General features: G+C 58.4%; 13 protein-coding genes. 7 read left to right on the forward strand and 6 right to left on the reverse strand.

Going from position 1 to position 12,250, the window contains the following annotated elements; genetic code table 11:
• Positions 1–237: 237 nt before the first annotated feature.
• The 3 genes from ABNP46_RS17175 to ABNP46_RS17185 all read right to left on the reverse strand — a co-directional run bounded on the left by ABNP46_RS17175 (position 238) and on the right by ABNP46_RS17185 (position 2,288).
• Positions 238–1,296, reverse strand: coding sequence for an NAD(P)H-dependent flavin oxidoreductase (locus ABNP46_RS17175; protein ID WP_349919445.1), 1,059 nt, complete (start codon positions 1,294–1,296; stop codon positions 238–240).
• Complete coding sequence (locus tag ABNP46_RS17180; protein WP_349919447.1) at positions 1,293–1,574, reverse strand: helix-hairpin-helix domain-containing protein; 282 nt, start codon at positions 1,572–1,574, stop codon at positions 1,293–1,295. Before ABNP46_RS17180 ends, ABNP46_RS17175 begins: the two co-directional genes overlap by 4 nt.
• A gap of 72 nt (positions 1,575–1,646) precedes the next feature.
• Positions 1,647–2,288, reverse strand: coding sequence for a ribonuclease T2 family protein (locus ABNP46_RS17185; protein ID WP_349919449.1), 642 nt, complete (start codon positions 2,286–2,288; stop codon positions 1,647–1,649).
• A gap of 225 nt (positions 2,289–2,513) precedes the next feature.
• On the opposite strand from ABNP46_RS17185, the gene ABNP46_RS17190 reads away from it, so the two are divergent.
• The gene (locus ABNP46_RS17190; protein WP_042641619.1) at positions 2,514–3,074 is read left to right on the forward strand and encodes a carbonate dehydratase; all 561 of its coding nucleotides are present in this window, start codon (positions 2,514–2,516) and stop codon (positions 3,072–3,074) included.
• Between the two features lie 80 nt (positions 3,075–3,154).
• Here the strand turns inward: ABNP46_RS17190 and ABNP46_RS17195 are convergent, their stop codons facing one another.
• Positions 3,155–4,063, reverse strand: a complete 909-nt coding sequence (locus ABNP46_RS17195) for an SAM hydrolase/SAM-dependent halogenase family protein (RefSeq protein WP_349919450.1) — start codon at positions 4,061–4,063, stop codon at positions 3,155–3,157.
• A gap of 172 nt (positions 4,064–4,235) precedes the next feature.
• Here ABNP46_RS17195 and ABNP46_RS17200 point away from each other — a divergent pair, with 172 nt between their 5' ends.
• From ABNP46_RS17200 to ABNP46_RS17210, 3 genes are all read left to right on the forward strand, one after another.
• Positions 4,236–4,700: a hypothetical protein gene (locus ABNP46_RS17200; RefSeq protein ID WP_349919451.1), complete on the forward strand. Its 465-nt coding sequence runs from the start codon at positions 4,236–4,238 to the stop codon at positions 4,698–4,700.
• A gap of 265 nt (positions 4,701–4,965) precedes the next feature.
• Positions 4,966–6,438, forward strand: coding sequence for a GGDEF domain-containing protein (locus ABNP46_RS17205; RefSeq protein ID WP_349919453.1), 1,473 nt, complete (start codon positions 4,966–4,968; stop codon positions 6,436–6,438).
• Between the two features lie 121 nt (positions 6,439–6,559).
• Positions 6,560–7,810, forward strand: a complete 1,251-nt coding sequence (locus ABNP46_RS17210; protein WP_349919454.1) for a DEAD/DEAH box helicase — start codon at positions 6,560–6,562, stop codon at positions 7,808–7,810.
• A 123-nt stretch (positions 7,811–7,933) separates the two neighbouring features.
• On the opposite strand, the gene ABNP46_RS17215 is transcribed toward ABNP46_RS17210, so the two are convergent.
• A complete protein-coding gene (locus ABNP46_RS17215) occupies positions 7,934–9,229 on the reverse strand; it encodes a lipopolysaccharide biosynthesis protein (protein ID WP_349919456.1) in 1,296 nt (431 codons plus the stop codon).
• A 449-nt stretch (positions 9,230–9,678) separates the two neighbouring features.
• Here ABNP46_RS17215 and ABNP46_RS17220 point away from each other — a divergent pair, with 449 nt between their 5' ends.
• Positions 9,679–10,074, forward strand: coding sequence for a hypothetical protein (locus tag ABNP46_RS17220; RefSeq protein ID WP_349919457.1), 396 nt, complete (start codon positions 9,679–9,681; stop codon positions 10,072–10,074).
• 136 nt (positions 10,075–10,210) lie between these two features.
• On the opposite strand, the gene ABNP46_RS17225 is transcribed toward ABNP46_RS17220, so the two are convergent.
• Positions 10,211–10,432 carry a hypothetical protein gene (locus tag ABNP46_RS17225; protein ID WP_349919459.1) on the reverse strand — a complete coding sequence of 74 codons (222 nt, stop codon included), beginning with the start codon at positions 10,430–10,432 and terminating at the stop codon, positions 10,211–10,213.
• A 492-nt stretch (positions 10,433–10,924) separates the two neighbouring features.
• Here ABNP46_RS17225 and ABNP46_RS17230 point away from each other — a divergent pair, with 492 nt between their 5' ends.
• Together ABNP46_RS17230 and ABNP46_RS17235 are read left to right on the forward strand one after the other, a co-directional pair.
• A complete protein-coding gene (locus ABNP46_RS17230; protein WP_349919460.1) occupies positions 10,925–11,380 on the forward strand; it encodes a GNAT family N-acetyltransferase in 456 nt (151 codons plus the stop codon).
• 344 nt (positions 11,381–11,724) lie between these two features.
• Positions 11,725–12,114 carry a hypothetical protein gene (locus ABNP46_RS17235; RefSeq protein ID WP_349919462.1) on the forward strand — a complete coding sequence of 130 codons (390 nt, stop codon included), beginning with the start codon at positions 11,725–11,727 and terminating at the stop codon, positions 12,112–12,114.
• Positions 12,115–12,250: the final 136 nt, after the last annotated feature.

Below are 12,250 nucleotides of genomic sequence, written 5' to 3' on the forward strand. Positions count from 1 at the left end.
TCGATGGAGGCGCATTATAGAGACATCGCTCACATTGGCAAGAGATAATCGCAATAAAATTGCAAAAAATGGCAATTAGTTAGTTATTCATGCTAACACACAACTTCTATACAAACTTATCCACAGATACTAGTGAAATGATACCATTAAAGGCCCCAGCGTCGGCCCGCTGGAGTCATCCACCTTGGATGGCATCCCTGCATCTGTTCCTCATGGCGTTTCTATATATAGAAGGCATCAGGGTATCGATGGCATCAGGCCGGCCTCGGCCACCCAGGTCGCCATCAGCTCGGCGGCGGGCCCTTCATGACAACCCGCCACATTCTGCCCGGCCCAGAGCGGGGAGAAGTCCACACTCCCACTCTTCTCGGCGGCGCTGCGCATCGGGGCCAGCGCCGCACTCGCGTGGGGGAAGGCGGGAGGCAGCTCGCTGATGGGCCCCAACTCCCGCATCAGGCGGTTGACGATGCCTCTGGCGGGGCGGCCGCTGAACAGGTTGGTCAGGGCAGTGTGATGGCGCAGCTCCGACTGGATGGCCGCCCGGTGCAGGGCCGAGGTGGTCGCCTCTGGGCAACAGAGGAATGCGGTGCCCATCTGTACGGCGCTCGCCCCCAGCGCCAGGGCGGCGCGGATCCCCTTGCCATCGACGATGCCCCCGGCGGCGATCACCGGCAGCTTCACCGCCTGCACTATCTGCGGCAACAGGGTGAAGGTGCCTTGCTGCAGGCTGAGATCGTCCGACAGGAAATGGCCGCGATGGCCTCCCGCCTCCAGCCCCTGGGCGATGATGGCATCGGCACCATGCTCTGCCAGCCAGCGCGCCTCTGCCACCGTGGTGGCACTGGCCAGTACAATAGCTCCCCAGCTTTTCACGCTCTTGAGCAAGGCCGGGTCAGGCAAGCCGAAGTGAAAGCTCACCACGGTGGGTTTGAACTCGGCCAGGATGGCGGCATGTTCCGCATTGAAGGGGGCGCGGCTCGGGGCGCTCAGACTGGCATCGGCCGCGAGTCCCAGCTCGGCATAGTAGGGCGCCAACGCCTGCCGCCAGCGGCGCTCTTCGGCGGGAGCAAGATCCTGCTGATGGTGGCAGAAGAAGTTGATGTTGAAGGGCCCGAGTCCACTCTCTGAAAGCTCACGCAAGGCTTGTTGCAATGCGGGCGGGCTGAGCATGGCTGCCGGCAAGGAGCCGAGCCCGCCGGCAGCGCTGACCGCCAGCGCCAGCTTGCCGTCCTGTACTCCCGCCATGGGGGCCTGGATGATGGGGTAACGTGCTCCCAGCCGGGCAAGCAGACTCATGATTGCTCCTCTCGCTCACCCCTTGCTTCTCCCTGCTGCGTCCGGGCCAAGGAGATGGCGCCTTCGATGGCACCCCGGGCCTGGGGGCTGTTCTGCCAGCAGGTCGATCCCAGCATGCTGGCCACCAGCTGGACGATATGAGGCATATCGGCGTGGGCCAGTTCCGCCAGACTGTGGTAGCCCAGCTGTTCGAGTCGGCCGATGACGGTGGGCCCCACCCCTTTCACCCCGAGCAGCAAGGCCCGCTCGTCCGCCGGGAACTGTTTTACCTCGGTCATTCATCGCCTCCCTGTGTCATGACACTCTTGATCTCTCTGCCCCATGGCCAAGAGGGTGATCATAATCGCTATTCAACGCACATTTCTTAGCAAAAAATCTGGCTGACCACAGGAGCGAGCCTCCCGTTTGTGCATCTCGTCGGAGCAGGGCACGGCGCTCTCCCCGTCCTTGTCGATGCAGACGTAGATCTCCCGCAGGAAGCGGCCCCCATCGGCGCAGGCCAGGGTGATATTCTCCTTGGACAGCCAGGCATTGGCATCGACCAGATCCTGCTTGAGTTGTTCACGGCTCTTGCGAAGGGGCTGGGCAGGCGACTGATAGGCCGCAGGCACTGCCACCTTCTCACGCAGGGTGCTGGCCAGTTGGTGGAACTGCGCCTGATCGAGGCCGGAGCAGGTGCCGTGCTTCTGCCATTCATGGCGATAGAGGAAACGGCTGGGGTAGAGCCCGGCAAACTCGCGCTCCATCTGGGGATCCAGCCGCTTACGACTGCAATCGCTCGGGTAGCCGCGCTGATACTGGGGCCAGAGCCCGTGCAGCACGAATCCGAGCTGACGGCTGCACTGCTCCCTGTCCGTCGGTTTGACGGCGCAGTGCTGGGGTGACCAGGAGAGAGCCAGCGCGTAATAGTCGAACTCACCCGCCTCCCCCTTGGCCTGCACGCTCGGGGCGCACAGCAGGGCGGCGGCCAGCAATGCCATCGTCTTTCTCATCTCGCACTCTCTCTTCATGGTGAAATCTGACGGCAGCAAACTCCCTGCCGAACCTCATGCTCCCATATCAGGGAGTCAAAGAACAACCATCCAAAATATCCCTACCAAGCCTGGGTCAGACCAGTAAAGGGTTTCCCCTGCCGGATCAGAGGCGTAAGCTGACTCTCCGGCGAGCCTTCGCGTCCCGCCACCTTATCCCCGAATTCAGCTACCACAGGACGTAACATGATCCGCAAGAATCCCTCAGGTCACCTGCCCGTCATCCACGAATCCGCCTATATCGACAAGACCGCCATCATCTGCGGCAAGGTGATCATCAAGGAGAACGTGTTTGTCGGCCCCTACGCCGTGATCCGTGCCGATGAGGTGGACGAGACCGGAGACATGGAGCCCATCGTCATCGGCGCCAACTCCAACATCCAGGATGGCGTGGTGATCCACTCCAAATCCGGCGCCGCCGTGACCATCGGCGAGTTCAGCTCCATCGCCCACCGCAGCATAGTCCACGGCCCCTGCGAGGTCGGTAACCGGGTCTTTATCGGTTTCAACAGCGTGCTGTTCAACTGCCACATCGGCGAAGGCTGCGTGGTGCGCCACAACTCGGTGGTCGACGGTTGCGATCTGCCCGCCGGTTTCTATGTGCCCTCCACCACCCGCATCAACCAGCAGAGCGATCTGGCCGAGATCCCCCGTGTCACGGTCGATGCCACCGAGTTCTCCGAGGACGTGGCCCACACCAACATCGATCTGGTCAAGGGTTACAAGGCGCTCTCCAACGAGTTCTGATCTCCTCCTTATATAAGAACGAAAAAACGGGCGCCTGTGCGCCCGTTTTTATTGCGTGGTGTTTCTGACCATTCCCGGCTTTAACCGCACTTCTTCAGATTGATATGCCAGTTGGCGCCGGATTGCACCTGATGTTTGGCGGCGAAGCTGTCCATGTTGAGCGCCACCGACACCTGCAACAGGCTGTTGAGGTAGATGAGCGGCTGCCCCTCAGGCACATCACCAAAGCTGCTGACATAGGGCGCCTTGCCCTCGAACCTGACCACTTCCCCCTCGCTGATCTTGAGGCAGGCCTTGTCCCCCTTGTTGATCCCCGCCTTGGTCAGCAGAGCCTCGTCGATGTTGCTCCAGACGTTGCCATACTGCACATCCAGGATGGGGATGGTGCCCTTGACGGTGCCGTCGCGCTCGACCAGTGCGGCCTGATAGGGAATGGTCACCACCTCGGCGGGCAGCAGGGGGCCCACCTGCTCGAAGCTGATGGTGCCGGAGGCGAGACGGGCACCGGTGTAGGCGTACACGTCGCGGCCGTGGAAGGTGTAGGACTTCTCGGATCCCTTGAGACGATTGCGTTTCTCGTCGATCTGGCGCACCGCCTCGATACCGAAGTGCTCAGCCACCAGGGTCAGAGTGCCGTTGTCCGGCGAGACGATGTAGTGACCGCTCTTGGTCTTGAGCACCACGGAGTGGCGCGCCGTGCCGACACCGGGATCCACCACGCTCACGAAGACAGTGCCCTTGGGCCAGTAGTTGATCGTCTGGTAGAGGCGATAGGCGGCCTCCCAGATGTTGTAGGCCGGGATCTCGTGGGTCAGATCATGGAGCGGCAGGCTTCTATCCACCCCGAAGGCGACCCCCTTCATGGCCGACACTGCCCCATCCTTGAGACCAAAGTCGGTCTGGAACACCAGGGCCTCACTGGCAAGGGCGCTGCCAGCCAGCAGCGAGAGGGTGAGCGCGAGCACCCGGGGCACAGTGCGAATATCCATATCGAAACTCCTTGGGATAGATGACAACGTCGATTGGCCGTTTAGCCATCTAGAATGCCAATAAAAATCCCCATTGCAAGCGCTCATGCCCGAATGGGGGGAAATCCCTCGCCTGCCCCCCAGAACGGGTGTATGGATGGAGTTATCTAATCACGTGCGGCAAGGAGTGATGATGACACAACGACAAGCCAGTGGACTGACCCTGATCCTGGGAGAGACGCGCAGCCGGCTGGAATGGATTGACCAGGATGGCACCCACGAGTCGTACTCGCTGGCCTTCGGTCTCGATGCCCTGACCCCGGGCCCGTTTCGACGCGAACCACCGACACCGCTCGAACTGGAACAAGCCATCATGGTGGTAGAGGATGAACTGATGCCGCTGGCGACGCGGATCCCTCCCCACGACTCTCTGACCCTGCAAAGCCCCTACCCCCTGGCCAGTCAACTGGGTGGGCGACACCTCAGCCGGGAACGCATAGAGCAGTTGTTTGGCCAGTTTGCCGCCATGGTGGAGGGAGATCCGATGGCGTCGGCCAACCTGCCCAGGACGCGCCACTTTGCCGCAACCCTCTTGATCCTGCGGGAATGGATGCACCATCTGGATGCCGGGCAGGTGCTGCTGGCCGACGAGGTCTGAGGCGCTTCCCTGCCGATGAACCGGTCTTTATTCAACCAATATTCAGTTCGTATCAGTTTTTATCCCTCACTATGCGCGCTTTCATTTTTCGCCAATTGTCTGTCAGACAATGAGGGTGGACAGGAGCGCAACTGTTGATATACATAGTGACTGTCTTGTTGATGTTCATTGGCATTGACTTCAGAATCACACACTTGAACTCTGCACTTGGCTTACCTTGAGCCACATTTGGCAGCACACGGCATACGGCAGCTCAGGGATCCTCATGTCATCTCAACACCCCCCCATCCCCCGCAAGTGGTGGTACAGGTTCTGGTTTTTCTGCCTGGCGCTGGCGGGGCTGGTGGTGGTCGGCAACTATGCCTACCTCAACGTGCGGCACGATATGCTGCTCATCGCCCACAAGCAGTCGAATGTGTTTGAGGTGTTCTATCAGCGCACTCGCGTCCTGGATCCCGCACAGCTGATCCAGTTCGTCGACAGCAATGCCATCAAGAGCCCCATTTTCAGCGAAAACCGGGATGCCCTCGCTTACGTCTACGCCTATGACTTCAAGACCCGGGCCCGGCTGGCACAGATCCCGCTCATGCCCGCCACCAGAGATCTGCTGGCGGCCTATCAATATGTGCTCTCCTACCCGGACGTCATCAATATTTACGCCATCTTCGACAATCACCGCATGCTCGGCCTGATGTCGGACAATACCCAGCTGCCTGATCAACTGTTTGAGTCCAACACCTTGATGGATCAGATCGAGCCATGGCATCACTACTTCGGCTGCGCCGCATTTGCCCTGAGCCACGCCCCCTGCAGCAAGGATGAAGCCCAGGTGTCGGATATCTACACCGATACTTTCACCCAGTTGAAGACCATCACCATGTACTTTCCCTTCGTCTTCTATGACCAGGCCGAAAATACCTATCGTTATGGCCTGACGGGGATCGACATCGCCGTCGACACCGCCTTCCGGGAAGTGCTGCTGCCCTACGAAACCCACAACCCGACACGGACCGTCGTCTCCTTCGATGAGGTCGAGCCGTGCCGCCCTTTCCATATCTGCCTCAACACCCCCCTGATGCAGACCAAGGCGAGCTCCACCCTCTATCTGAAGTGGTCCTACTCCTATGGGGACGCCTTGCATCAGCTGGTGTTCTACAGCCCGGCATTCAAGGTCTACCTGATCGCCCTGCTGCTCATCATGCTCACCTGGCGCCAGGTCTATGCTCGTCTGCGGGCCCTGACCCACACGGATCACCTCACCCGGTTGCCGCGACGGGACATCCTGAACGAGACCCTGTTGCAGGATCACGACTACCTGATGCTGCTGGACATCGACAACTTCAAGGCCATCAATGACCGCCATGGCCACAACGTGGGGGATCTCGCCCTGACCGCCTTCGCTCTCGGGTTGCGCACCAATACCCGCAAGGGGGATATCTCTATCCGCTGGGGAGGGGAGGAGTTTGTGATCCTGTTCAAGGGGCTGGGTGACGAAACGGCCATGCAGCAGGCTGCCGCCCGCTTGCTGACCCATCCCATCCGGATAGCCGAGGTCCCGGCCCCCATCACCTTCTCCGCCGGCGTCATCCGCATTCGCGATTATCTGCAGGTGACGGACGCCGTCGCCCTGGCGGACGAGCTGCTCTATCACGTCAAGCAGCACGGCAAGCACAATATCGCCTACTACCATGGGCAGCAGATCAGGCTGGTGCGGGAAGACGCCGCCCCCCAATCCTGACCGCGCTCGCCAGGCTGGCCTTCTGCCTGGCGGGGAGCATCTGCTACCATGGCGCCATTCTCTTGCGCCCCTTGTGCCCTGACATTCAACCGTCATGGCCTCGCCCTGTACCGGACTCTCTATGCCAGCCTCCTTTGCCGACCTGACCCTCTCCCCCCGCTTGCAGCAGACCCTGCGCGAACTCGGTTATGACCAACCGACCCCCATTCAATCCGCCGCCATTCCCCTGGTGCTGGCGGGACGGGATCTGCTGGCGGGGGCCCAGACCGGCACCGGCAAGACCGCCGCCTTCGTGCTGCCCATCTTGCAACTGTTGATGGCGCAGCAGGCCGAACCCGCCGCCTTCCGTCCCATCCGCGCCCTGGTGCTGGTGCCGACCCGGGAGCTGGCGGTGCAGGTGCACGAGAGCGTGCTGCGCTATGGCAAGGAGACCGGGCTCACCTGCGCCCTGGTGTACGGCGGGGTCAGCATCGCCGCCCAGGTGGAGGCGCTAAAAAGTGGGGTGGACCTTCTGATCGCCACCCCGGGACGGCTGCTCGACCATCTGCGCCAGGGGGCACTCAGCCTCGCCAGCCTCACTCATCTGGTGTTCGACGAGGCGGACAGGATGCTCGACATGGGCTTTATGGACGAGATCACCGCCCTGCTCAAACAGATACCCGCCGAGCGCCAGACCCTGCTCTTCTCCGCCACCTGCGACGACAACCTGTACGCCTTGAGCAAGGTCTTGCTGCGCGACCCGGCACTGATTGAAGTCGCCCCGCGCAACACCACGGCGGCCGAGGTGGAGCAGCGGGTCTATGCGGTGGATGGGGATCGCAAGCAGGCGCTGGTCGAGCATCTGCTGAAGGAAAAAGGCTATGCCCCTGCGCTTATCTTCAGCCGCACTCGCCAGGGGGCGGATCAACTCGCCCAGCGGCTCGGCAAGGGGGGCATCAATGCGCTGGCCCTGCACGGGGATCTCTCCCAAAGCGCCCGTGAAAACGTGCTGCTGGAGTTTCGCGCCGGCACCCTGCAGGCGCTGGTCGCCACCGACGTGGCGGCCCGCGGGCTGGATATCAGCGATCTCAACTATGTGATCAACCTGGAGTTCCCCTATCAGCCGGAGGATTACGTGCACCGCATCGGGCGCACCGGCCGCGCCGGCAACAAGGGGCTCGCCATCACCTTGCTGAGCCCGGACGACGTGCCTCAGCTCGAAAAAGTGGAAGCCGTGCTCGATACCCGGCTGCCCCAGCAGTGGTTCCCGGGCTTCGAGCCCGATCTGACCCGCTTCGATCCCGCACCGCGCCGCAGCAGCAAGGGAGCCCAGAAACAGAAGGCCAGAAAGCAGGCGCTCTCTGGCAACAAGGGTGGCAAGGGCAAGCGCTAGGCTCTGAGCCCTCTTGTCATCAACAAGGGGATCAGAACCGGGGAAGAGCAAAGCCTCAGCTTCAGCATCCATCCCCAATAAAAAACGCCCGATTGGGCGTTTTTTATTGCTCTTATCCCGATATCACGAGGGCTGGGGGAGTGGCTCGGGCGGCAGGGCATTGAGGATCCGCCGCTCCGCCAGGGTGGAGAGGATAAACATCGCCAGATAGCCCAGGCCCAGCGCCACTATGATGGCCACCACGTTGGCGGTGAACTCGGCCACCAGGTAGTAGGCCGCCACCAGGGCCACTATGCCCACCAGGCGAATGATCAGGCTCTGGGTGAAGTGGCCGTGGGCCTTGATATAGGCGAGCTGATAGCCGTTGAGCATCATAAAGATAAAGAAGATGGAGAAGTGGAACAGTACGGGCACGGCCCCCACATAGTCGGCGGGGAACAGCAGCAATACCAGCGACTTGCCCGCCAACAGCATAACTGTAAAGAATATTATGCTGACCATAGCACTCAGACGGAATATCCAGCTACGGATCAGCCGGATCTGGCGGTGATCTCCACTGCGCAGATTGACCGCCAATTCCGGCAGCACGAAGCGGTAGATGGGGAAGACGAACAACAGGGTCATATAGGTGAAGATGGGACGCACCACTACCTGAAAATCCCCCAGCTCGTCGAGGCTGAAGTGGCGTATGGTGAGCAGCACAGTGATGTAGATCATCAGGATACTGGCCCCCGCCTCGAGGGACGCGGTGAAGCTCTTCTTCACATAGCTGCGCATCTCGGGGCCGAGCGCGACTTTCGCCAGCGGTCGGGTGGCGATGGCCCGGCGCCGGTGCAGATACATGTAGCCCGCGATGCCGAGCGACGAGAAGGTCAGCCCGTAGAACAGTGAGCCGAGCGCATCCAGCCCGAGACCGAAATAGCAGATCCCGAACATCAGGGCGTTGGCGAGCGGCTCCAGCCAGGTGACCCGGTTCGAGATCTCGTACATCCGGTACATGGCCACCAGATTGGTGAAGTAGATCTTGAGCCCCAGCCCGAAGATGATCCCCACCAGTTGCAGATACTCGGCCCGGATATGGAGCCCGTGCTTGATATAGGGGATCACGACGCCCCAGGTGAGCAGCACCATGCCAATCAGGAAGTAGCGGAAAATGTTGATGATGTCCCGATCGTTTCGGGTCTGGGAGTAGCTCACCACCATGGAGGAGCGAAAGCCGGTCATCAGGATGAGCGACAGGGAGATCAAATCCACCACGCTGTTGAACAGCGCCAGATCCCCCTTCGCCACCCACTGCGCCAGCCACACCTTGAAGGCGAAGCCGATGATGATGCTGGCAAGGGACGCCCACATGCCGGTGACGAAGGCCTGCTTGAGGCGAGTGAGGGAGTCGGGTTGTGCGTCTTGCGTAACTTGCATAGGTGAAAGGCCGGGTCGCTGCGAGGCAAGGGAGAGGCCCATCTTATAAAAGGGAGGCCCGGATTGAACAGCATTGATGCCCCAGGCTATCAATCAGGGCCCGGCAGCCGACCCGTCACGGCGCCAAGACGCGGCCAGACGCGGCCAGACGCTGGGGCTGGGCCTGGGTTCCCCCCACCTGTGCAGCACTCTCATTCCCCTTACCAGCTGTCTGGGGGAGCCAAGGTCTTCACTGACAATCAGGCAGAGGCGGGAAACCACCATGCCCGGCCCCCTCCTGAACGCACCTCTTTGTGCGTGGGCCCGCCGGCACCACGAACAAGTCCCCTTCGTCATCGTGTGTCAACACGACATGACAGCCCATGACCAAGCCCCTCATCCGGATATTGATGCAAGGGGCATGACTCCCTATCATCTCGCAGCCCCATGATCATGGATAAGAATGTTGTATGTCCTTTGATAAAAAACACGGTGAATTCATCTTCGATGTGCAGGGAAACCTGGTCATCTGCGAGCTGATCGGCCCTTTCAATGAAGAGGGGATGCTGGCGTGGGTGACGGAGATAAAGCGCGTGGTGAGCAGTCTCGACGGGCAGCGTTTCTGCGCCCTGGTGGACCATCGCCAGCATCAGGGGGTGATACAGTCCGCGCTGCACCATTTGCAGGATACCTATGAGTGGCTTGGCCAGAAAAATCTGGTCGCCATCGCCTCCCTCTATTCGGCCAAGGTCTTCCATCACATCGCCCTCTCCTGCATGTCCCCCAGCCAACCGGGCCATATTCAGGCATTCAACGACCACCAAGCGGCCCTCGCCTGGCTGGATGCCCAATATCAGGCGCAGTAATAAGCCCGGACTGGGGTGATGCGCAGTATCAAACGCAGTGACCAACCCGGACTGGGGTGATCCTCAACCCAACCCTGCGTGACATGATGCCCTTATGCCACGCAGTCACCGCCATGACTCTGGATTAGAACCGCCGCTATTCACGCCCTGGGGTGCTGCGCCCGGCAGCAACCGAGAGCAGATTCTCCAGAGTCTGAACATAGGTGTCCATCGGGAGTGCAGCCCGGGTGACTATCTGCCCCGGCAGGGCGATGCCATCTGTGCCAAGGGGCATCTCCGCCGCCCGCACGCTACCGCCCCAGAGGCCCGCCACCAGTACCAGACAGCCCGCCAATCCCACCTTGATCCAACTCTTCATATTGTTGCTCCTTCCCAATATCCGACCCTAGGCCCTTGTGGCATCGCGGGCCCTCTAAGCAGTGAGCAGAAGATACGAGGGATTTGTGAGGGAAAAATGCGCTTGTGTGAAGTCTGGGTGAAGTCGCGGAGCAATTAAGGGAAAAATTGGAAGGCTGTAGGTGGAAAGCAGTGTCTCACCCGGTTCCTCTCCCGAGATCGAGGGCGCCATTTCCAAGCTTGATTGCCAGACCAGATCAGCGAAGCATTTTTACCCCTTCCCCCCACGTGGGAGAAGGGTTGGGGACGAGGGGGAGGTAAATACCAAAATACAGTGAATGAAACATCTGCCATAAGGGAATGATTAGCGTAGAGTAATCGTTCGTTTACCGCGAACGATGTGATGGCAAGACAAACAGGAAACCTTGGATACCAACGGGCTCCTAGCAATAATCCCTTATCGCGATCGTCCGAATAGGATTCACTATTTGACCCTACGGCCCTTTGGAGAGATATGACAAACCCACATAACATTGAACCGATTCCTTGTGGAGAAAAGTCGCCCTATTTATCGCGACTAGAACAGTTATTTCAATCCGAATGGCCAGACTTTCGGCTTTGTGATGCTTACACAAAAGATGCGAACTTACCGCCCGCTCTCGTTGCGGTAATGAATGATGTGGTGATGGGTGGTCTAGCTTACTCTAGCTTCAAGGAACCCCATCATAACGGTGATGCCATCTGGATCAATGCCGTTTTTGTCAGTGCCGAATACCGGGGTAAAGGTATTGCCAGCCAACTAATAAATGCCGGTGCATCACAGTTGTTAGGGTCGTCACAAAACTATCTCTATGCGTATACAAATGTCCCGACACTTTATCAATCGTTGGGTTGGTCTGAGGTTGATATTAAAAGTGAACCGGATCATAAGGTGATGAGAATTTCACTCAAGTCTCGGCGCCCCGGGTAACAAAGCGTCAAGAAAACAGACAAGGTGTGCCGAGCCTGCTCCAGACAATATTGGACATCCACCCATTGCTGGTGTCGGTAGGACGCCACTAGTGCGAGCTATGATCATGGGCTTTCCTTCTGAATCGAGATTGTTTTAGCCAAGTGCAAAACCGTTAATACTACTGATATTCATCAGCCCTTTCATGACCGTCTGAATTCGCTTCGCTATCCGAACCTGTGGCCCTATGATATAACACCAACATATATTGTTAGCTTTACATTCATTGCATATGCATTTTTTAATTTTTAGATTCAAGTCGAATTAACAATGCCATCCTCACATTAACTACACAGGATATGAGAATGTTCAACACAATGCCAACAACATCAAGTCAGTTAGCCAACTTAATACAAACAGCTATTCCTGTTGGAACCGTGTTCAGCAACCCAGGTGGAGGTACATCGACAGTCACTAAAATTGGGGAAGATAAGATCTCATATCGCCGTGGGAACTCAACCATGTCAATACGCTACTCTGATATTTATGAGGTATATTCAACCTTCAAGGGTAAAAAACTACTCTCCAGTGAATTGAAAAACTTATGGCCAAGTATCTTCGATTCAGCAGCCAGACCCGCTGGCCATAGCTGTCATTGCACCTTTTTAATGCTTATTTTGGTGAGGTTAGGTCTCTCAAGTAAAATCCATGGGAAAGGGCGAGTAGGTCGTCCTTTTTTTGTTGAATTAACATAAGCAAATTTAATACTTGCCAGATATGGTGAGAATGACAAATACACAGCACCAAACAACCTATAAATTAAATAATATTATTTACATTTAAAGTTTCAGAAAAAAAAATAAAACCACCCGTACGACAGGTGGTTTTATT

The sequence above is a fragment of the Aeromonas veronii genome, assembly GCF_040215105.1.
GTDB lineage: Bacteria > Pseudomonadota > Gammaproteobacteria > Enterobacterales > Aeromonadaceae > Aeromonas > Aeromonas veronii_G.